This is a genomic window from Paenibacillus lycopersici (assembly GCF_010119935.1).
Taxonomy (GTDB): domain Bacteria; phylum Bacillota; class Bacilli; order Paenibacillales; family Paenibacillaceae; genus Paenibacillus_Z; species Paenibacillus_Z lycopersici.
On sequence record NZ_CP048209.1, the window covers coordinates 6510860 to 6530847 of the forward strand.

A 19988-nucleotide genomic window follows, 5' to 3' on the forward strand; every position below is an offset into this window, starting at 1 on the left:
AAGACGCAACTTCGTAAGCTTAAGGCGCGAATTAAACCTCTTGCGCGAGTTTTTGCGCCTTCGCAACTGCATCTTCGATCGTTCCGACGTTATGGAATGCCGGCTCTGGAAGGTTATCGTGCTTGCCTTCGAGAATTTCTTTGAAGCTGCGTACCGTCTCTTTAACCGGCACGTAGATACCCGGAATACCGTTGAACGCTTCGGCAACGTGAAGCGGCTGCGACAGGAACAATTGGATACGGCGCGCACGCAGAACGATGAGTTTGTCTTCTTCGGACAACTCGTCCATACCGAGGATCGCGATGATATCCAGAAGCTCTTTGTAGCGCTGCAGGATTTTCTTAACGGTTTGAGCGACTTGGTAGTGCTCTTCGCCAAGGATTTCCGGCGTCAGGATACGGGAAGACGATGCGAGCGGGTCAACGGCCGGGAAGATACCCATTGCCGCGATGTTACGCTCAAGGTTCGTCGTTGCGTCCAAGTGAGCGAACGCCGTTGCAGGAGCCGGGTCGGTGTAGTCATCGGCAGGAACGTAGATCGCTTGAATGGATGTAACGGAACCTTTCTTCGTCGACGTGATCCGCTCTTGCAATTGACCCATTTCGGTTGCCAGCGTTGGCTGGTAACCTACCGCGGAAGGCATACGGCCGAGCAATGCGGATACTTCGGAACCTGCTTGCGTGAAACGGAAGATGTTGTCGACGAACAGCAGAACGTCTCTGCCTTCCACGTCACGGAAATATTCAGCCATTGTCAGACCCGTCAGAGCAACGCGAAGACGCGCGCCCGGCGGCTCGTTCATTTGACCGAATACCATCGCCGTCTTCGCGATAACGCCGGAATCGCTCATCTCGTGGTACAGGTCGTTACCTTCACGAGTACGCTCGCCTACGCCGGCGAATACCGAAATACCGCCGTGCTCTTGAGCGATGTTGTGGATGAGCTCTTGCATCGTTACGGTTTTACCTACGCCCGCGCCGCCGAAGAGACCGATTTTACCGCCCTTCGCGTAAGGAGCCATCAAGTCGATGACTTTGATGCCTGTTTCCAGGATCTCTTGCTGCGTGGACAGGTCTTCGAATTCCGGTGCTTGACGGTGGATCGGGTTCGCGATCGAACGGTCAACGTCGCCGTTGTTGTCGATCGGATCGCCGAGTACGTTGAATACGCGGCCAAGCGTAGCCGGACCTACAGGAACCGTGATCGGGTTGCCCGTATCAACGGCATCGGTGCCTCTTACAAGGCCATCCGTGGAAGACATGGCAACGCAACGAACCAGGTTGTCGCCGAGGTGAGTCGCGACTTCAACCGTCAGGTTGATGTCGACTTCGCCCGGGTTTTGAGCTTTACGCTCGATTTTGATCGCATTCAGAATCTCAGGCAAATGTCCGTTCTCGAACGCGATGTCGACAACCGGACCTGTAACCTGGACTACATGCCCCTTGCTCATTCTGGTACCTCCTGTATGCTTTCCGGCAAGAAACCTTCCCGGAAGCGTAAACTTTAAGCGCTATGGTGTGTTCCGGAGAAGCCTCCGGAACGATCGTGTAATTATGCCTGCGCGTTCGCGCCGCCGACGATTTCCGCGATTTCTTGCGTAATCGCCGCTTGACGAGCGCGGTTGTACGTGAGCGTCAGCGCGCCGATCATCTTCGTCGCATTCTTCGTCGCGTTGCCCATTGCCGTCATACGCGCGCCGAACTCGCTCGCTTTGCCTTCCAATACCGCGCTGTAAATGACCGTTTCCGCATATTTCGGCAAAAGCACGTCGAGCACCTTCTCGGGAGACGGCTCATACTCGTAGCTCGCCTTCGCGCCGGAGAATTCCGACTGATCGAGCGGGAGCAGCTGCTTGATGACAGGCACTTGGGTCATTGCATTATGGAATTGGTTGTAGACCAGGTTCAATTCGTCGTACTTCCCGCTCTCGAACCCTTTAACGGCTGCGTTCGCCAACGATTTGATATCCGAAAACTTCGGCGAATCGGACAGACCCGTCACTTCCTCGGCCAGATTGATGTTCCGGCGTTTGAAGTAGTCGCGGCCTTTGCGTCCGATGACGAACACGTCGTATTCGGCAGGAGACTTATGCTTCTCCTGAATCGTTACCCATACTTTACGAAGCACGTTCGCATTGTAACCGCCCGCCAAACCGCGGTCAGACGTCACGACCAGATAAGCCGTACGCTTGATTTCGCGGGATTGCAGCATCGGATGCTTGATCGCGCCTCCGCCCGATGCAATGCTCGCAACCACTTCGCGGATTTTGTCGGTGTATGGACGTGATGCTACGGCAGCCTCTTGTGCTCTCCGCAGCTTCGCGGAAGCGACCATCTCCATCGCCTTCGTAATCTGCTTCGTGTTCTGCGTGCTCTTGATCGAGCGTTTGATTTCGCGCATACCTTTAGCCATTCGTTGTCACCACCTTATTACCGGCCTACCTGACGAAGCTCCGCTTCACACTTCGGCCGGGGTTATTACGTGCTACAAGATGAAACGGCTATCGCCTCCTTATGGCGGCGAGGCGCGTTTCATTCCGGAGAATTATAAGCTCGTTTATAAGTCGAAACTTATAAATTCTTATAATTTTGCTTCGAACCGCACGCATCCAGCATGCGGTTCGAAGGTGAGAGTTATGGTTATACCGACACGGAGAAGCTGTTTTTGAACGATTTGATCGCTTCGACCAGCACTTTTTCGTTGTCGGATGTAAGGTCTTTCGTATCGCGGATCGAAGCGAAGATTTCCGGCTTGTTCGCGTCCACGTAAGCCAGGAGGCCTTGCTCGAAACGACGTACGTCTTGCACCGGAATATCGTCCGTATGACCGCGGGTAACGGTGTACAGGGATACGACTTGACGCTCTACGGCCAGCGGCTGGTTAACGCCTTGCTTCAGGATTTCAAGCGTACGCTCGCCGCGGTTCAGACGGGATTGCGTTACTTTGTCAAGGTCGGAACCGAATGCTGCGAAGGCAGCCAATTCGCGGTATTGGGCAAGGTCGGTCTTGAGCGTGCCCGCAACCTTCTTCATCGCCTTGATTTGCGCCGAGGAGCCTACGCGGGATACAGAGTTACCAACGTTAACCGCTGGACGCTGACCGGAGTAGAACAGGTCGGACTCAAGGAAGATTTGACCGTCCGTAATGGAGATGACGTTCGTCGGGATGTAAGCCGAGATATCGCCGGCTTGCGTTTCGATGAACGGCAGCGCCGTCAGGGAACCGCCGCCGAGCTCGTCGTTCAGCTTCGCCGCGCGCTCCAGCAAACGGGAATGCAGGTAGAATACGTCGCCCGGATAAGCTTCCCGGCCCGGAGGACGGCGGAGCAGCAAGGAAAGCTCGCGGTATGCTGCCGCTTGTTTGGAAAGGTCATCATAGATAACAAGGACGTGTTTGCCGTTGTACATGAAGTACTCGCCCATCGAGCAGCCCGTGTATGGCGCGATGTACAACAATGGGGACGGCTCGGAAGCGCTCGCCGTTACGACGATCGTGTAATCCAACGCGCCTTGCTGGCGAAGGGATTCGACAACCGTACGAACCGTGGATTGCTTTTGGCCGATAGCAACGTAGATACAGATAACGCCGTTGCCTTTTTGGTTGACGATCGTGTCGATCGCGATTTGCGTTTTACCCGTTTGACGGTCGCCGATGATGAGCTCGCGCTGACCGCGGCCGATCGGAATCATCGCGTCGATCGCTTTGATACCGGTTTGCATCGGCTCGAATACGGATTTACGGGCCATGACGCCCGGTGCCGGAGATTCGATCGGACGAGTAGCCGTCGTCGCAACCGGTCCGTTGCCGTCGACCGGCTGACCCAGTGCGTTCACGACGCGGCCAAGCAGCGCTTCGCCTACCGGAACTTCCATGATACGGCCGGTTCTTTTCACTTGGTCGCCTTCGCGGATGCTCTTGTACGGTCCCATGATAACGACACCGACGTTGCTTTCTTCAAGGTTAAGGGCCATGCCCATAACGCCGTTCGAGAATTCGAGCAGCTCGCCGGCCATCGCGTTCTCAAGGCCGTGCACGCGAGCGATACCGTCACCGACTTGGATGACCGTACCGACGTCAACGACTTGAATTTCGGATTTAAATTGTTCGATCTGTTGTTTAATCAGCGTGCTGATTTCATCAGGTCTGATACTCAATTCCGTTCACCCCTATCTACAATGCTTGAGTTTTCAACGCTTGTTCAAGTCGAGCCAGCTTGCCGGAGAGGCTGCCGTCGTACAGACGGTCGCCGATGCGCACTTGTACGCCGCCGAGCAAGGCAGGTTCAACGATTTGTTTCGCGATAATGCGTTTGCCGATCATTTCGCCGAACTGCGCCGCTACTTTGGACATTTCCTCGGCAGTGAGCGATTTCGCCGTATATATGGTAGCGTGTGCCTGACCGAGCGCATCGCCCGCTACTTTCGTATAGGCTTCATACACGGAGCCGATCTCGCCTTGGCGGCCGCGAACGATCAGAAGCTCTACCGTATTCAGGACCATAACCGATACTTTGTCGGACAAAGCGCCTTTGATGATATCGATTTTCTTGCTGACCTCGACGTTCGGCAGCGCCAGGAATTTGCGGATTTGCGCATCCCCGGACAAGGCATCGACGACGATTTTCAGCTGTTTCTCGACATCCGCAACGGCGTTATTGCTTTGCGCCAGCTCGAACAGTGCTTTAGCGTAGCGTTTAGCTACGACGCTCTCGCGGCTCATTTGCTTCCAACCTCGTTCAAGTATTGGTTAACGAGCTGCTCTTGGGACTTGTCATCGATTTGCTTCTCGATGATTTTGGATGCGATCATGACGGACATGCCGCTGACTTGGCCGCGCAGGGCCGCGATCGCTTTGTTCTTCTCGCTCTCGATATCTTTAACGGCTTCATCCTTCAGGCGGGACGCCTCGGATTTAGCGGTTTGTACGATTTCGTCGGCTTGCTTCGAGCTCGTTTGTTTCGCTTGCTCGAGGATGTCGTAAGCGTCTTTGCGAGCTTGTTGCAGCGTTTGCTTCTGCTCTTCGAACTGTTGTTCCGCTTGCTTGCGGCTGTTCTCCGCATTATCGAGCTGCTCTTTCACGAACTGCTTGCGCTGTTCCATGATGGAGAAGAGCGGACCGAAAGCATAACGGCTAAGCAGCCAGTAAAGGATGCCGAAGGCAATCAGTTGAATGAAAAAATTGGACCATTCGATATGCACGCGCAGGTCACTCCTTTCCGGAAATTAGTCGGCTTTCCGCGGAAAGCTGACAAAAGGAAGGCGCGGAGGCAATGGCACTCCCCGCCGGATTGCGATGATTGTCTTAAGCTTTTGCGAAGAAAATGAACGCGAGTACGAGAGAGATGATCGGCAATGCTTCTACGAGCGCAACCCCGATGAACATTGTCGTTTGAAGCGTACCGCGAAGTTCCGGCTGACGGGAGATACCCTCAACCGTACGACCTACGATCAAACCGTTACCGATACCTGCACCCAGTGCTCCAAGACCAAATACAATTGCTGCTGCAATTAAAGCTGTTGCTCCCATTGATAAAATCCTCCTCGAATGTTTGGAAATAGTTGTTTATGTTGTCCCGTGTTTAAGCGGGCTTGTTGCTGCGTTAATGCTCTTCATGCACAATGGCCTGCGACATGTACACCATCGTCAGCATGACGAAGACGAAGGATTGGATCGCGCCTACGAAAATACTAAACCCTTGCCACACGATCAGAGCGGGTATACCTACCCAGCCCATGCCCATGATGACGGAGATCATGACCTCGCCCGCGAAGATGTTACCGTATAGACGAAGCGACAGCGACAAAGGCTTCGCAACCTCCTTGATAACGTTCAGCGGGAAGAAGGCAATGTAAGGCTCAAAATAGTGCTTGAGGTAATGTTTGCGGTTACGGCGCAAGCCCTCGACGTGCGTCAATACGATGACGATCGCCATTAGCGCGCCTGCAACGGCAACATCCGCCGTCGGCGATTTCCACCAAGCAATGTGAACTTCTTCGTCAGCGGCGAGGTCCGACGGCATAACCAAATCCATGCCCAGGAACTGCGCGCCTTGATGTACGTCCACGACTTTCGTAATGACCCCGAAAGGCAGACCCAGCAAGTTGGCTACGAACAAGTACATGATCAGCGCGATGCCGAGCGTTAAGTAAGGACGGCCCTTCTTGACGTCCATCGACGTACCGATGATGTTGGTAACGAATTCAATAACCCACTCCAGAAAGTTTTGCATCTTCGTCGGATTCGTTACCGACGCCCCCCGAACTGCAAGTCTGGCGAGCACGAATACGATGATACTGGAGAGAATGATCATGAAAATGGCAGCCAGGTCGAAGCTGATGCCGCCCAATTCCACTTCAGGGAAAATATGATCCATTAGTTGTTTTCACCCCTTTCATCGGTAGAATGCCGTGCCGCCGGTTTGCTCTTGGCTTTAAATCCCAATAAAAGTGTTGCCAATTGAGCTGTAAATAATCCGGCTACTGTCCCATAGAGGCTGAATGAAAAGTACTTCGTCGCGACGACGTACGCGAGCAGCGCAATGCACGCGCGCGTTAAAAAGCCGAGATTCACGCGCCGCTTGACCTGAGCCGCAGCGTATGAACCCGCTCGTTGTACTTTCCATGAAAGATGGAAGGCGTTTGCAAGACTTGCCGCGGTGCCGAGAATCAAACCGCCGAAATGCGGTTTGGCTGCCGGAAACAGGGCCCATCCTACGAAACAGAGAGACAAAAATAAGAACGTAATACGAGTTACCGTTCGTAGGTGGCTGGACAACTCATCCATTATCGCGCATTGCCCCCTGTAAACGTTCGAATCAGAAATACCGTCATGATGACGGCCGCTACGAAGCCCGCGGCCATACCGACGATCCCGCCGTACCCGGTGTCGAATTTCGCTCCGATCCAGTACCCCAGACCGAGACAGGCACCGATGGTACCGCCGACAGATCCGATCAGACCCATGGCCCGCCACGGATTATCGCCGAAATTGCCGTTTTCTGTGCTGCGATTCTTGTCGTTATCGGATCGATTCATCACGAATCACTCCAAAACTCTTATTTATTTTAGCCAAGCGGGTTCCGGTTTGTCAATTGATATAAATTCAAACATTTAGTGAACGGTAAGCCGAAAACCCTTGATTTACCTAGGGTTTTCGGACTTTCAAACCGTACAGTAGCACTGTATGCTGTAGCGTTCTCAAGCATGCGCGCCTATTAGCGAATCCTATGAACGTTGTGTGAACGGCTCAGGCCGTTCGCCGCGCCTGCCAAAATGATGCAAAATTGCCTCTACAATCCGAATGGAGACTTGTCCGTCGCCGTAAGGATTGGCCGCGTTGCTCATTCTGGCGTACAGCCGTTCGTCCGTCAGCAGCGCTCTCGCGCGGTCGTAAACGACGTCCTCGTCGGTGCCGACCAGCTCGAGCGTTCCCGCCTCGATGCCTTCCGGGCGCTCCGTCGTGTCGCGCAGCACGAGCGTAGGCACGCCAAAAGAAGGCGCCTCTTCTTGGATACCGCCGGAATCGGTCATGATCATATAGGCATGCGGAAAGAAATTATGCGTCTCGAATACGTCAAGCGGCTCGATCAGCTTGATGCGCGGGTGGCCGCCGAGAATTTCGTTCGCCGGCTCACGCACGGCCGGATTCATATGCACGGCGTAGACGAACGCGACGTCCTCGAATTCGTCGGCAATCCGTTTGACCGCGCGGAAAATATTGCGGTGCGGCTCGCCGAGCGACTCCCGCCGATGCGCCGTCATAAAGATCAATCGTTTGCCGGCCGCCCATTCGAGCACCGGATGGGTGAAGGACTTGTCCACCGTGTATTGGAACACGTCGGTCGCCGTGTTGCCCGTCACGTAAATGGCCGCCTCCGGCTTGTTCTCCTTGCGAAGATTGTTCGCGGACCAATCGGTCGGCGCGAAGTGAACGTCCGCCAGAACGCCGACCAGCTGCCGGTTCATCTCCTCCGGATACGGCGACAGCTTGTTCCACGTCCGCAGACCCGCTTCCACGTGGCCGACGGGAATTTGCTGCAGGAACGCCGCATAGCTGGCCAGGAAGCAGGTCAGCGTGTCGCCATGGACGAGCACGATGTCCGGCTTCGATTCGCGAAGCACGGGCTCCAGTCCCTCCAGCACGCGCACCGTCGTTTCGGTCAGCGTCTGCCGGTCCTTCATGACGTTGAGATCGTAGTCCGGCGCGATCTTGAAAAACTCGAGCACTTGGTCGAGCATTTGGCGATGCTGCGCCGTTACGCATACGATCGATTCGACTTCTTCAGGATGCTTCTGCAGTTCCAGCACGAGGGGAGCCATCTTTACCGCTTCCGGCCGCGTGCCGAAGACGGTCATTACTTTCAACTTCGCCAATGAGAGTCACTCCTAGCATTATTTTGTTCCGAACATGCGGTCGCCGGCATCGCCAAGTCCAGGCACGATATAACCGTGATCGTTCAGATGGCTGTCGAGCGAGGCCAGGTAGATGTCGACGTCGGGATGCGCTTCCTGTACGGCCTTCACGCCTTCCGGCGCGGCAATGAGGCACATCAGCTTGATCTGCGTGCAGCCGCGCGATTTCAGCGAAGCGATCGCCGCATTGGCCGAGCCGCCGGTCGCCAGCATCGGATCGACGACGATGAGCAGCCGCTCCGTGGCGTCCGCAGGCAGGTTCACATAGTATTCGACGGGCTGCAGCGTTTCAGGGTTGCGGAACAGGCCGATATGGCCCACTTTCGCCGCCGGAATCAATTTCAGCATGCCTTCGACCATGCCGAGGCCCGCGCGCAAAATCGGGATCACGCCCAGCATGCGCCCGGAGACGACCTTGCTCGGCGTTTCGACGACCGGCGTCGTGATATTGATCGTCTCCAGCGGCAAATCCCTTGTAATCTCGTAAGCCATCATGGTGGCGATTTCATCCACGAGCTCGCGGAAGTCTTTCGTTTTCGTTTCTTTATCGCGAATAAACGTCAGCTTATGCTGGATAAGCGGATGGTCGCAAATTGTAAGAGTGCCCATCGTTCTTCCTCCCGGTGATCTTCTTCAACTGATTATTATAGCATCCGGCGCGATATAATGCACTTTCGCGCAATGGGGTGAAATCGCTACTGCAAAGTATGCCCGAACGCGCCGATTTCTTGCAATTGAAGAGGGCGCTGCCAGCCGCGCTTGATCGGGGAGAAGGCATGCATCGCGGGCGCTAATCGCCGCCTCCGCCGCACGAGGAGCCGCAGGACGACCCGCCGTCGCTGCCGCCCGAACAGCTGCCGCCGCCGGATGACCCGTCGCCGCCGCAGGAACCGCTGTCTCCCCCGTTATTGTCGGACCCGTTATTATCAGCCCCGGCGCCGCCCCCGCAGGCGAAGGAACTTCCGCATCCGCCGCCGCTGCCCTGGCGCAGCTCTTCCTCGGATTGATGCTGTTCCATCTCCGACCGGAAGCTCTCTTCCGGCCCCCAGGAGGAGGCGAAGAATACCGTCGACAGCATGCCCGTCATCATGGCGGTCGAGGTCCAATCGGAATCGCCGTCCGCGGATCGCGTATCCCGCACGGCCGCCAGTTTCCGTCCGCGGCCGATCAAGTAATCGATCGTCGCCGCCAAGTCCGGAAATTTCGCCGCCGCGCCCGCGTTGAACCGTTCGGCGCGAAGCTCATCCGCGCCGCGCGTCTCCAGCTCGCGCATTCGCTCGCGCGGCATCGGCGTCCGGTAGAACGCTCCCCACAGCCGCGCGCTTCCGGACGCGGGCAGGAAGAGCTCGCCGTAGATCCAATCGAACCACGCCCGTTCGCCGCGGTCCGGCTTGGCGCCCGCCTCATGCGGCGCATGATGGATGAGCTGGCCGCAGAATTGCTTGCAGAACTGCTCGTATTCCCGCGTGAACATCAGCATTTCGTGCCAGACATCGTCGACCTGCGAGCTGTACATCGGCACGCCGCGAAGCACGCCGCACATAAGAAAATACCGCTTCAGCTCGAACCAGCGCCACTGCCATTCGCCCTCCCGCATGCTCGGTGCATGGCGCAGCACCCGATCCTTGACGCGGGCCTCGAAATCCGGCGTCAGAGCGGCTTCGAGACGTTCCGCGGCAGGTCGCGCCGGATGGCCCTCCGGCACGCCGAGGCATGCCGGAGGCGTCCGCAGCGGCGCCGACGGACGGCTTATCCCGGAGCGGCCGCCGCGCACGCCCTGCCCTTGCTTGGACGCAAGGTTCAGCACGACGACGATGGAGACGATGACAATGATAATGGCCAGCAGCACGGACCGCACACCCTTTCGAATCAATTGCCTCCATCATACCATGCCTCTCGCCGTAGACAGGTCATTTCGAGGAAAAATGATCCGCGTGCGGACAATCTTCTTCCCCATAAACAAAACCCCTTTAAGGAGAGCCGCAGCCGCCTTAAAGGGGTTTCTTGTTGAATGGCGATCAGCCGCGAAGCATCAGGCGGTTCATGTAGTCGACCGTGAAGCGGACGCCCTTGTCGCCCAGCTCGCCCGTCCATACATTGGAGTGCGGCTCGATGCTCAAGCCGCCGGCGTAGCCGACGCCGTACAGGATGGACATGAACGTGCCCCAGTCCGTTTGATCGAGACCTGCCGGCGGATCGTCGAACCGTTTGCCGTCCACGATAACCGAGCCTTTGATATGCACGTGAAGGAAGCGATGGCCCCAGTCCGTCATCTCCTTCAAATAATTCTGGCCGTTATAGCGGGCATGGGACGGATCGAACTTGATGCCGAGCTCCGGCAGGTGGCCGTGAATCAGCTTCCATGCCGAGCCGTCGACGATAAAGCTGTTCCAGTGGCAGTTGTAGGTCGCGATGCGGACGCCGCGTTCCTGGCCATAGGCAAGCAGCTTCTCGAAGTAGGCGATCGCGGACTGGACGTTCTCGAAATACGAACGCTCCTCGATATAGTTGGCGCCGCAGACGAATACGGGGCAGCCCAGCTCCTGGCAGGCGTCGATCAGCGTGTACGACGCTTGCAGCTCCTCTTCGATGATGCTTCCGTCCTTCGCGATCCGGTCCGGCCCCCAGCGGCCGATGGATCCTACGGCGACGCCGGTGCGGGCGCTTGCCGCTTTAAGCTCGGGAACAACGGCCGCGAAGTCCCCTGCCGGTACCCCTACGTTAATGCAGAACTCCAGAAACTCCAAGCCGAGGCCGGCGGCGTAGTCGAAGCTTTCCGCTTTCGGTTCGGCGATAATTCCCAATTTCATCGTTGTGTTCTCCTCCAATTCAGTCGTATCGCATGAAGCCGGCGGCCGAGCGCGCGTATGCGGACGGCCCTCACTACCAATTCGACAGCAAGCGCTTTATGCCTGCCCGGCATTTAAAAAAGCCTGCTGTGCCGCACCGCGCATCCGGAAGGAGCGCAATGCGGCCAACAGGCTTGACCGTCGGCGTATAATTCAGCTTGCGATTAGTACGCGATGCCCGGGTAGAGCGGGTATTGCGACACGAGGTCGCTGACCATGCCGCGCGCTTTGGCCAGCACGGCCTCGTCTTTCGGGTTCTTCAGCGTCATCGCGATCACTTCCGCGATCGTCTTCATCGCTTCGACGTCCATGCCGCGCGAGGTTGCCGCCGGCGTGCCGATGCGGATGCCGCTCGTGACGAACGGGCTGGTCGGATCGAACGGAATCGCGTTCTTGTTGACCGTGATTTGGACGGAATCCAGCACATGCTCCGCGTCTTTCCCCGTGATGTTCAGGTTGCGCAGATCGATCAGCATGAGGTGGTTGTCCGTGCCGCCGGATACGATGTTGATACCTTGCGCGATCAGCGCTTCAGCCAGCGCTTGCGCGTTGGCAACGACGTTCTTGCCGTATTCCTTGAACGAAGGCTGCAACGCTTCGCCGAACGCAACCGCTTTGGCCGCGATGATGTGCATCAGCGGACCGCCTTGGGAGCCCGGGAACACCGCTTTGTCGATTGCCTGCGCCCATGCTTTGCGGCACAGGATCATGCCGCCGCGCGGACCGCGGAGCGTTTTGTGCGTCGTCGTCGTAACGAAGTGCGCATGCGGCACCGGGCTCGGGTGGAGGCCCGCGGCGACCAAACCGGCGATATGCGCCATGTCGACGAAGAGCAGCGCGCCTACGTCGTTCGCGATCCGGCCGAGCTCTTCGAAATCGATGATGCGCGGGTATGCCGAAGCGCCGGCAACGATCATGCGTGGGCGGTGCTTGAACGCCAGCTTGCGCACTTCCGCGTAGTCGATCGTGAACGTATCTTCGCTTACGCCGTAAGGCACGAAGTTATACAGCAGGCCGGAAGCGTTAACCGGGCTGCCGTGCGTCAAGTGGCCGCCATGCGCCAGGTTCATGCCGAGCACCGTGTCGCCAGGGTTCAATGCGGCCAGGTATACGGCCATGTTCGCCTGCGCGCCGGAATGCGGCTGCACGTTCGCGTGCTCCGCGCCGAACAGCTCCTTTGCGCGGTTGCGCGCGATATCTTCCGCGATGTCGACGTGCTCGCAGCCGCCGTAGTAGCGCTTGCCCGGGTAGCCTTCCGCGTACTTGTTCGTCAGCACGGAGCCCATGGCTTCCAGAACCGCTTCGGAGACGATGTTCTCCGATGCGATCAGCTCGATATTGTCGCGCTGGCGCTGAAGCTCCAGGCCCATGGCCTTCAGGATTTCGGGATCTTGTTTGCGTAGGTTTTCCATTGTTGCAGCCTCCTAAGATTTTGTGGCGCAGCTTTGACCGAGCGATGGGGGAAAGAGAACAAAATCGCTTCGGAAGCATACGCTAAGATTTTGTTTGAAAGCGAAGCTTCGAGGATATGCAATCCGAGAGGAGAACAAAATCGCTTCGGAAGCATACGCTTTGATTTTGTGGCCAAGCTTAATCGCAATTGCCGCTTGCCGCGTCCGCCTGCGTCTCCAGCCCGTACACCGCCCGCTCGCCGCCGATCAGCTTCGGGCGGGTGAACGCCATCGTCAGATGGGCCGAGCCGATGGACCGGATGGACGGCCGCACCGGCACGGCGACACGCTTCAGATGCATCCCGATGAACGTGTCGCCGATATCGATGCCGGCATGCGCCTGCACCGTTTCGACGAGGCAGGCATCCGGCAGCGCGCGGTAGGCGTGCGCCGCCATCGAGCCGCCCGCCTTGCGCACCGGCACGGCCGACACAAGCTCCAGGCCGTACCGCTCCGCCGCCTCGCGCTCGATTACAAGCGCCCGGTTCAAATGCTCGCAGCATTGGAACACGGGATGGAACCCAATGTCGCGCCGGACCGCTTCAATCCCGGCATAAATCGCTTCCGCCGTCTCCGGCGTGCCGGACGTGCCGATCCGCTCGCCCAGCACCTCGCTCGTGGATACGCCGACGACGAGCAATTGTCCTTGGCGCAGGCCAGCGGCTTGCGCCAGCTCGCGGACTACCGTCTCGACGTCCTTGGTCAACTGTTCCGAACGCCAGGCCGTTTCCTTATCGCTCACGGCAGCCACTCCTTATTCCGCATGAACCGGCTGGGCGTACTTCGCTTCGATCCGCTTCACCTTGTCCAAGCGGCCGACGTGACGCTCCCCGTTCGAAAACGGCGTTTCCAGCCAGATGCGGATGATTTCCTGCGCGATGCCGGGCCCGATCACGCGCTCGCCCATCGCCAGCACGTTCGTGTCGTTGTGATCGCGCGTCGCTTGCGCCGAGAACATATCGTGCACGAGCGCGCAGCGAATGCCGGTCACCTTGTTCGCCGCGATCGACATGCCGATGCCCGTGCCGCAAATGAGAATGCCGCGGTCGGCTTTCCCCGCCGCGACAAGCTCGCATACCGGAAGGGCGTAATCCGGGTAGTCTACCGACTGCGAGCAATCGCAGCCGACATCCTCGACCTCATGGCCGAGCGATTGGATGAAGGGGACGACGACCTCTTTCAGGCTGTAGCCCCCATGGTCTGCTCCGATGGCGATTTTCATGCTTGCATATACCTCCCAATGTATCCGCGCAATGACGGAAAATGTCGAATTCCAATGGTCATAGTATACCTGATTTCGCCGGAAAAGACGAAAAAAGAGCAAGCATGCTTACGCACGCTGCTCTTTGCCCAGGCGACCGGCCGTATGATCCGATGCTCCACCGTGGTTTGTACCCACTTTCGTCGCCAGTTACATCGGAAACCGTCTTTAATTGCTTTTATCATACCGGATCAGGCCGGCAAAATCAATCCAAAGCCGCAAATCCATGCGCCCGTTATTTGCGGTGCTGCAGCCGGTCGAGCAGGTTGCGGAGCGCCGCTTCGATCTCGGCCGCGCTCTCCTCGTAGATCCGCAGCGAGCCGCCGAACGGATCGGCGATATCGAAGCTCGGAATGGCCGCCTCCAGCTCGAGCAGCCTGCCGCGCTCCTCGGCCGTCAGCTGTTCGCCGAGCGCCTGCTTCATCTGGAATTCCGTGTAGAGGCTCTCCAGCTCGGCTATGCGGCGCAGCGCCTCTTCGTCGCGGTTCGCGAACTCCAGCAGCGTGTGCGTCTTGTCCACGGCGCTCGGAAAACGCTGCAGCAGATGGCTTTTATGGCCGGCGGTCATCGTCAGAATGAGATCGGCCCATGTGATCGCGCCGCTGTCCAGCGCCGCGGAGCCGTTGTTATGCTCGATGTTCCGGCGGCGAAGCACGGACTGCGCGTTCTCCGAGACCGGCAGGCCGTCGACGGTGGACACGCCCGCGGAGCGAACCTCCAGCGACATCCCCCGCTCCTGCGCCATCGCCCGGAGCAGCGCTTCCGCCATCGGCGAGCGGCAGGTATTGCCGGTGCATACGAACAAGATCCGTTTCATGCGAAAAACCCCCTACGTTGATGGTCAAGATCAGAAAATGATCAACAGCCCGAAAGTGAACAAAATGACGCCGCCGATCGCTTCCCCGTATTCGCCGAAGCTGGATCTGGCCTTGCGGCCGATCAGCAGCCCGGCGATGGACATGCCACCCCCGGCCAGCCCGAACAGGAGCACCGCTAGCAGCATATCCACGGCGAACATGCCGAGCGACAGCCCCACCGAGAACGAATCGATGCTCACGCTTAACGCGAATATCAGCATGCCCCATGCGCTGCGGTGGTTGATGGACGAGACGGCGTCGCCGCGAAGCGAGCTGTAAATCATATGGCCGCCGAGCAGCAGCAGCAGACCGCCCGCGGCCGAAGCGGCGACGCTGCCGAGCAGCTCCCCGACGTATTTGCCCGTGAAAATCCCCATCAGCGGCATGAGGATATGAAAAAGCGCGATCAATGCGCTCAGCTTGAGAATATCCAACAGCCGAATGCCCTTGAGCCCGATGCCCACGCCGAGCGAAAAAGCGTCCATCCCGAGCGCCAGCGCAATAATAATCAGCGTGAGCAGCTGTCCGGCATGCATGCCCGCTTCCACCATCCGATCCACTCCCTGTCCATCATCTCATCCAAGCATATGCGGACAAGACGGGGAAAATGACCGGGTGATGGCGCTGGCGGGATGCCGGCAGGATTTCGCCGCCCGCGTGCGTTAGACGCGGACGACCGCGTGGCCGGCGGCTTTGGCCAGGCGGTTCATGAGCGCGTGCCCGATGCCCTGCTCGGGGCACGTCTCGGCCCAGATGCGCTGCACCCCCTGCGCATCGAACTCGCGCAGCGAGGCATACAAGCCGTGCGCGGCGGTGTCGAGCCGCGCCAGGCTGCCGACGACGAGCACGCAGTCGGCGTCGTACCGGGCGGCATGCTCGGCGAAGGCGAGCACGCCCGTCCGCTCGCCGTTATCGCGCGCCGCGCGGACGGCCGCCCCGATCCAGGCGGCGACCGCTTCGGGCTCGCCCTTGACCAGCTGCATCTGCCCCTGCGGCGCATAATGCGCGTACTTCATGCCGGGCGAGCGCGGCGTCTGCCCGGCCGCCGCGTCGGACGCGGCTTCCGGCGCGGCGACGGCGTCATAGAGGACCGCTGCGCCCGCGCCCTGCAGCGCCTCGGCGGTGACCCCGCCCGGGCGCAGGATCCGCACCGTGCCGCCGTCGACGACCTCGACGACGGTCGATTCCAGGCCGACGCCCGCGGCGCCGCCGTCGACGATGCCGTCGATGCGTCCGCTGAGGTCGCCCTCCACATGGACGGCCAGCGTCGGGCTCGGGCGGCCCGACCGGTTCGCGCTCGGCGCGGCGAGCGGGCAGCCCGACGCGGCGATGAGCGCGAGCGCGACCGGGTGCGCGGGCATCCGCACCGCGACCGTGTCGAGGCCGGCCGTCACGCGCGGCGATACCGCGCCGGGCCTGACCGGCAGCACGATCGTGAGCGGCCCCGGCCAGAACCGGTCCATCAGCCGCCCGGCAAGCGTCCCGGCGCCCTCCGCCGCAAGCGGAAGCGTCAGCGCCTCGAGCTGCCCCCGCTCCGCGATATGCACGATGAGCGGATTGTCCGAAGGCCTGCCCTTGGCCTCGAAAATTCGCTCCACCGCCTCCGTGCGGCGCGCGTCGGCTCCCAGCCCGTACACGGTTTCCGTCGGGAAGGCGACGGTGCCCCCCGCCCGCAGCAGCTCCGCCGCAGCGGTCAATTCCTCGACATCCGGCGCATGACCGTCCACGCGCCACAAGCTTGTATTTCGTACTGGTAAGTTCAATTTCTCTTCTCCGGCTTCTGCAAGATCGCTGATATATATTCCTATTATACCATACGAGCCCCCTCGCGAAACCAATGCGCCCCTGAATACGCCCGCAGCGCCCGATTAGGTTTCTGCCCTCTCTTCGTCAGCATGAGGGAGAAAACCGGGCTCCCGCCCCAATGTATGCGTTTCAACAGCCCTCTCGCCGCTTTGACTTCGGAAATCGGCCGCGTTATGCTTCTAAAGCTATTATATATGTCATTAGAGACATATATGGAAACAAGGAGGCATTCATTCATGCAAGATTCCGCTTCACCCCGGCAAGTCCGCATCTTGCCGATCATGATTGCCATCTTCTTCGGCAGTTTCGTATCGGCGCTCAACGTCAGCACGATCAATATCGCGATTCCGGTACTGACGGAACGCTTTCACACGGAGCTGAGCACGACGCAGTGGACGTTGACGGGCTTCATGCTCGCCATGGGCACGTTCGCTCCGATAACGGGCTATTTCGGTGAACGGTTCAGCTATAAACGGCTCTTCCTGTTCGCCATGGCCGGCTTTACGGTCGCCAGCATTTGCTGCGCGCTCGCCTGGAACGTGGAGTCGCTCATCGCGTTCCGCATCCTGCAGGGCGCGTTCACCGGCATGATCTCGCCGATCACGATGGCGATCGTCTACCAAGTCATCCCTCGCGAGAAAATCGCCATCGCCATCTCGCTGTGGGCGGCCTCGGCCATGCTCGCGCCGGCTATCGGCCCGACGTACAGCGGCTGGCTGCTCGACAACGTCTCGTGGCACTGGCTGTTCTGGCTGAACGTGCCGATTACGATCGTCGGTATCATTTTGATCAGCGTGTACATTCCTTACTACCGGTTGAACGTTCCGAAGAAATTCGACCTGATCGGCTTCCTGACGGTCATCGTCAGCAGCTCGACCCTGCTCGTCGCCTTGTCCCACGGAAACGAATGGGGCTGGCAGTCGTGGCAGACGCTCGCCTTGTTCATCTCAGGCATCGTGTTCCTGGGGCTGTTCATCTGGCGCGAGCTGACGACGGACACGCCGCTGCTCAACCTGCGCGTCCTGAAGATCAGCCGCTACAGCATCGCGCTGCTCATCTCGAGCATTATTACGATCAGCCTGTATTCCGGCACCTTCCTGACGCCGGTGTTCCTGCAGAACATCCAGTCCGTCACGCCGCTCGACACCGGCTTGATTCTGCTGCCCGCCTCGCTGGCGATGGCGTTCATGATGCCGGTCGTCGGCAAACTGTATACCAAAATCGGCCCGCGCGCCCTGCTCTGCATCGGCATCGTCCTCATGTCGCTCGGCACGCTGCCGCTCAGCTGGCTCAGCATCGACATCTCGCACCGGTACATCATCTTCTGCATGATCATCCGGAACGTCGGCATTTCGTTCGCGATGATGCCTGCGAGCAACGCGGGCATGGAAGCCGTGCCGAAGCAGTTCAGCGGCCATGCTTCGTCGCTGAACAACTGGGTTCGCAACGTGCTCGGCTCGTTCGCGATCGCGGTGTTCACGTCCTTGCTGTCCTCGCGGGCTGCCCATCACGCGGCGGATTTCGCCAAAGCCGGCGCGACGGACAAAACGCATATTACGTTCATGTCCTTCACGATGAGCGTCGACGACGTCTACCTGATCGCTTCGATCATCGCGATCGCCGCGCTTCCGGTTGCCCTGTTCCTGCCGAAGCTGAAGCCGCAGCCAAGCAAGCGGCCCGAAGGGGAGAAAGCGGCGGCATAAGGCATGCCCGCAGCTAGAATAACAGACAAAAGCTCAAGCGCTTCCGAGGCGCTTGAGCTTTTTGTTTTAGAACAGATGCTTGAAGAAGCTGAAAATCGATTTGAGCAGCTCCCACAGGAAGAACTTCACTTCCGGCTGCTTCGTTCCGTCGTTGGAGCCGGCGTCGGCTTGCTGCGCTTGGCCGTTGTTGTCCGCCTTCGCTTGCACCGCGTCTGCCTTAGCGCTGCCTGTCTTCGCGCCGGCATCTTGCTTGACGCTATCGTTTGCGCCGTCCTTCTGCGCGTCGTCCGCTTTGGCCGCCGCGGTCGTGACTGCCGCCGTCGCCGGCGTCGAAGCTTCGCCGCTTACCGCGTCCACGAAGCAGAGCGGCGGGAACAGCACGCACCACCAGTTTTGTCCGGCTCCGGCGCCGAGCGTGACGCGGAGCGCTTCGTAGTTGCCTGCGGGATACACTTCCGTACCGTATATTTTGGTGGGGAACGGGACACTGCCCAGTTCCGCCTTATAGCCATACGTGAAGCTGCGTTCGCTCAGCTTGGCGGCGATTATCGCATCGATATCGCCCATATGCGCGACGATCGTGCTCCGGGCTTCCTCGATCGTTTGCGGACCGGCCACCCATGTATTCATTTCATCGACGATCGCGTCGCGCACCTGGCGTTTCACCAGCTGGTCGAGCGCGCTGTCGGAATTGGCGAGAATGCGCAGACGGATCGACTCCGCCGGAATGCTGCCGCCGGCGATTGCCGCGTCGGCGCGCTGGTTCTCCCAGCTCATCAGAAGAATTGCCGCGATCAGCAGCACGTAGCCATACACCGGACGATAAGGAAAACGGGAATAAGTGCGGATCATTTGACACAAGCTCCTTTGTGGCACCCGTCGGTGCGGCCGCTTGCGTTCCGGAACGATAATATTCCCATTATGTCCGGCGATACGCCTCTCTAAACCTATGATTCTCGCAAAACGCCGTCTATGCAAAATAGGGAGACTCTCAAGGAGTCCCCCCAGGCTGTCGAGAAAGTTAGACGCCGCATATGCCGCATGGATTGAAAGGAAAGGTCCCTCTCTCCAAGACCGGCGGACAGAGGTTCCGCTATTTTGGGGAAATCGGGCTATTCGGGTAGTGAACGGACACAGGATTCGTTAATGTCCCCGAATGACATCGAAAACAGGTTAATCAGCCGATATAGCGGATCTCCTGTCCGCCAGCATACGAAAAAACGCGATTATGAAGCAAATAACAGATCTCCTGTCCACTTCCTTGCTTCGAGGGACATACCGTGAACCCACCGTCATGAAGCCGTTCCAAACGGTTACGGCCATCCATGCCGCGCCGGCGAAACGGCAACAGGAGCTGTTCGTGTTCCAGAGCGCGGGTTGTCACGAGTCTGCTCGAAGCAGCTAATACGTTTCTCCTCGGATTGTTGCGTAAAAAACGGCTCAGCAAATCCGGCATGCGATTGTACCGCAGACGAAAAGAGACCAGAGAGCGAAGCTTCGCGGATGCCGCAGTAACCGTCCCTCAGAAGCCCCTGGCCCGCATCGAATACGAAAAAGAAACCCAACGTTTTAAAAAAACGCGGGTTTCTCTACAATCTGAGGAAGACTCGCAAGGAGTCTCCCTATTATTGGGCCGATCTGTCCGACCGC

At 58.7% G+C, this 19988-nt stretch carries 21 protein-coding genes and 1 riboswitch; of the genes, 1 reads left to right on the forward strand and 20 read right to left on the reverse strand.

The annotated features are described in order from the left end of the window. Window positions 1–31 precede the first annotated feature (31 nt). The 19 genes from atpD to GXP70_RS28590 form a co-directional block, all read right to left on the reverse strand. Window positions 32–1450 (reverse strand): F0F1 ATP synthase subunit beta, encoded by a 1419-nt coding sequence (gene atpD, locus GXP70_RS28505; protein WP_162360058.1) that lies wholly within the window; start codon window positions 1448–1450, stop codon window positions 32–34. A gap of 101 nt (window positions 1451–1551) precedes the next feature. Next, entirely contained in the window at window positions 1552–2412 is an 861-nt protein-coding gene (gene atpG, locus GXP70_RS28510) for an ATP synthase F1 subunit gamma (protein ID WP_162360059.1), read from the reverse strand. A 227-nt stretch (window positions 2413–2639) separates the two neighbouring features. Further along, the gene (atpA, locus tag GXP70_RS28515; protein WP_162360060.1) at window positions 2640–4154 is read right to left on the reverse strand and encodes a F0F1 ATP synthase subunit alpha; all 1515 of its coding nucleotides are present in this window, start codon (window positions 4152–4154) and stop codon (window positions 2640–2642) included. Window positions 4155–4170: 16 nt separating this feature from the next. After that, window positions 4171–4719 (reverse strand): F0F1 ATP synthase subunit delta, encoded by a 549-nt coding sequence (locus tag GXP70_RS28520; RefSeq protein ID WP_162360061.1) that lies wholly within the window; start codon window positions 4717–4719, stop codon window positions 4171–4173. After that, complete coding sequence (atpF, locus tag GXP70_RS28525) at window positions 4716–5198, reverse strand: F0F1 ATP synthase subunit B (protein ID WP_162360062.1); 483 nt, start codon at window positions 5196–5198, stop codon at window positions 4716–4718. Before atpF ends, GXP70_RS28520 begins: the two co-directional genes overlap by 4 nt. 103 nt (window positions 5199–5301) lie before the next feature. Further along, window positions 5302–5526 carry a F0F1 ATP synthase subunit C gene (gene atpE / locus GXP70_RS28530; RefSeq protein WP_162360063.1) on the reverse strand — a complete coding sequence of 75 codons (225 nt, stop codon included), beginning with the start codon at window positions 5524–5526 and terminating at the stop codon, window positions 5302–5304. 73 nt (window positions 5527–5599) lie between these two features. Continuing rightward, on the reverse strand, window positions 5600–6373 hold the full coding sequence (gene atpB / locus GXP70_RS28535; protein ID WP_192043400.1) for a F0F1 ATP synthase subunit A: 774 nt from the start codon (window positions 6371–6373) through the stop codon (window positions 5600–5602). Beyond that, on the reverse strand, window positions 6373–6783 hold the full coding sequence (locus GXP70_RS29650) for an ATP synthase subunit I (protein WP_192043401.1): 411 nt from the start codon (window positions 6781–6783) through the stop codon (window positions 6373–6375). Before GXP70_RS29650 ends, atpB begins: the two co-directional genes overlap by 1 nt. Beyond that, window positions 6783–7034, reverse strand: coding sequence for a hypothetical protein (locus tag GXP70_RS28540; protein WP_162360064.1), 252 nt, complete (start codon window positions 7032–7034; stop codon window positions 6783–6785). The genes GXP70_RS29650 and GXP70_RS28540 overlap by 1 nt, the downstream gene beginning before the upstream one ends. A gap of 189 nt (window positions 7035–7223) precedes the next feature. After that, entirely contained in the window at window positions 7224–8372 is a 1149-nt protein-coding gene (gene wecB / locus GXP70_RS28545) for a non-hydrolyzing UDP-N-acetylglucosamine 2-epimerase (RefSeq protein ID WP_162360065.1), read from the reverse strand. 18 nt (window positions 8373–8390) lie between these two features. Then, complete coding sequence (gene upp / locus GXP70_RS28550) at window positions 8391–9020, reverse strand: uracil phosphoribosyltransferase (RefSeq protein WP_162360066.1); 630 nt, start codon at window positions 9018–9020, stop codon at window positions 8391–8393. Between the two features lie 181 nt (window positions 9021–9201). Beyond that, window positions 9202–10260, reverse strand: coding sequence for a glycine-rich domain-containing protein (locus GXP70_RS28555; protein WP_162360067.1), 1059 nt, complete (start codon window positions 10258–10260; stop codon window positions 9202–9204). A 169-nt stretch (window positions 10261–10429) separates the two neighbouring features. After that, window positions 10430–11221 carry a sugar phosphate isomerase/epimerase family protein gene (locus GXP70_RS28560; protein WP_162360068.1) on the reverse strand — a complete coding sequence of 264 codons (792 nt, stop codon included), beginning with the start codon at window positions 11219–11221 and terminating at the stop codon, window positions 10430–10432. Between the two features lie 203 nt (window positions 11222–11424). Beyond that, entirely contained in the window at window positions 11425–12672 is a 1248-nt protein-coding gene (locus GXP70_RS28565; protein ID WP_162360069.1) for a serine hydroxymethyltransferase, read from the reverse strand. Window positions 12673–12850: 178 nt separating this feature from the next. Beyond that, window positions 12851–13453: a TIGR01440 family protein gene (locus GXP70_RS28570; RefSeq protein WP_192043402.1), complete on the reverse strand. Its 603-nt coding sequence runs from the start codon at window positions 13451–13453 to the stop codon at window positions 12851–12853. A gap of 12 nt (window positions 13454–13465) precedes the next feature. Then, complete coding sequence (gene rpiB, locus GXP70_RS28575) at window positions 13466–13933, reverse strand: ribose 5-phosphate isomerase B (protein WP_162360071.1); 468 nt, start codon at window positions 13931–13933, stop codon at window positions 13466–13468. 119 nt (window positions 13934–14052) lie between these two features. After that, window positions 14053–14136, reverse strand: a riboswitch (ZMP/ZTP riboswitch). A gap of 71 nt (window positions 14137–14207) precedes the next feature. Further along, a complete protein-coding gene (locus GXP70_RS28580; RefSeq protein ID WP_162360072.1) occupies window positions 14208–14789 on the reverse strand; it encodes an arsenate reductase/protein-tyrosine-phosphatase family protein in 582 nt (193 codons plus the stop codon). Between the two features lie 30 nt (window positions 14790–14819). Then, the gene (locus GXP70_RS28585; protein ID WP_162360073.1) at window positions 14820–15380 is read right to left on the reverse strand and encodes a manganese efflux pump MntP; all 561 of its coding nucleotides are present in this window, start codon (window positions 15378–15380) and stop codon (window positions 14820–14822) included. A 111-nt stretch (window positions 15381–15491) separates the two neighbouring features. Further along, complete coding sequence (locus tag GXP70_RS28590; protein WP_162360074.1) at window positions 15492–16592, reverse strand: L-threonylcarbamoyladenylate synthase; 1101 nt, start codon at window positions 16590–16592, stop codon at window positions 15492–15494. Between the two features lie 279 nt (window positions 16593–16871). Between GXP70_RS28590 and GXP70_RS28595 the strand changes: the two genes are divergently transcribed. Next, on the forward strand, window positions 16872–18338 hold the full coding sequence (locus GXP70_RS28595) for an MDR family MFS transporter (protein ID WP_162360075.1): 1467 nt from the start codon (window positions 16872–16874) through the stop codon (window positions 18336–18338). Window positions 18339–18404: 66 nt separating this feature from the next. Here GXP70_RS28595 and spoIIR read toward each other — a convergent pair whose 3' ends face one another. Next, window positions 18405–19190: a stage II sporulation protein R gene (gene spoIIR / locus GXP70_RS28600; RefSeq protein ID WP_162360076.1), complete on the reverse strand. Its 786-nt coding sequence runs from the start codon at window positions 19188–19190 to the stop codon at window positions 18405–18407. Between the last annotated feature and the right edge of the window lie 798 nt (window positions 19191–19988).

Bases quoted from the DNA above. Each gene is read 5' to 3' on its own strand.
- spoIIR (WP_162360076.1), bottom strand. From the start codon at position 19,190: ATGATCCGCACTTATTCCCGTTTTCCTTATCGTCCGGTGTATGGCTAC.
- rpiB (WP_162360071.1), bottom strand. From the start codon at position 13,933: ATGAAAATCGCCATCGGAGCAGACCATGGGGGCTACAGCCTGAAAGAG.
- GXP70_RS28540 (WP_162360064.1), bottom strand. From the start codon at position 7,034: ATGAATCGATCCGATAACGACAAGAATCGCAGCACAGAAAACGGCAAT.
- GXP70_RS28585 (WP_162360073.1), bottom strand. From the start codon at position 15,380: ATGGTGGAAGCGGGCATGCATGCCGGACAGCTGCTCACGCTGATTATT.
- GXP70_RS28565 (WP_162360069.1), bottom strand. From the start codon at position 12,672: ATGGAAAACCTACGCAAACAAGATCCCGAAATCCTGAAGGCCATGGGC.
- atpD (WP_162360058.1), bottom strand. From the start codon at position 1,450: ATGAGCAAGGGGCATGTAGTCCAGGTTACAGGTCCGGTTGTCGACATC.
- atpG (WP_162360059.1), bottom strand. From the start codon at position 2,412: ATGGCTAAAGGTATGCGCGAAATCAAACGCTCGATCAAGAGCACGCAG.
- GXP70_RS28520 (WP_162360061.1), bottom strand. From the start codon at position 4,719: ATGAGCCGCGAGAGCGTCGTAGCTAAACGCTACGCTAAAGCACTGTTC.
- GXP70_RS28595 (WP_162360075.1), top strand. From the start codon at position 16,872: ATGCAAGATTCCGCTTCACCCCGGCAAGTCCGCATCTTGCCGATCATG.
- GXP70_RS29650 (WP_192043401.1), bottom strand. From the start codon at position 6,783: ATGGATGAGTTGTCCAGCCACCTACGAACGGTAACTCGTATTACGTTC.
- GXP70_RS28580 (WP_162360072.1), bottom strand. From the start codon at position 14,789: ATGAAACGGATCTTGTTCGTATGCACCGGCAATACCTGCCGCTCGCCG.
- GXP70_RS28560 (WP_162360068.1), bottom strand. From the start codon at position 11,221: ATGAAATTGGGAATTATCGCCGAACCGAAAGCGGAAAGCTTCGACTAC.
- upp (WP_162360066.1), bottom strand. From the start codon at position 9,020: ATGGGCACTCTTACAATTTGCGACCATCCGCTTATCCAGCATAAGCTG.
- atpE (WP_162360063.1), bottom strand. From the start codon at position 5,526: ATGGGAGCAACAGCTTTAATTGCAGCAGCAATTGTATTTGGTCTTGGA.
- atpB (WP_192043400.1), bottom strand. From the start codon at position 6,373: ATGGATCATATTTTCCCTGAAGTGGAATTGGGCGGCATCAGCTTCGAC.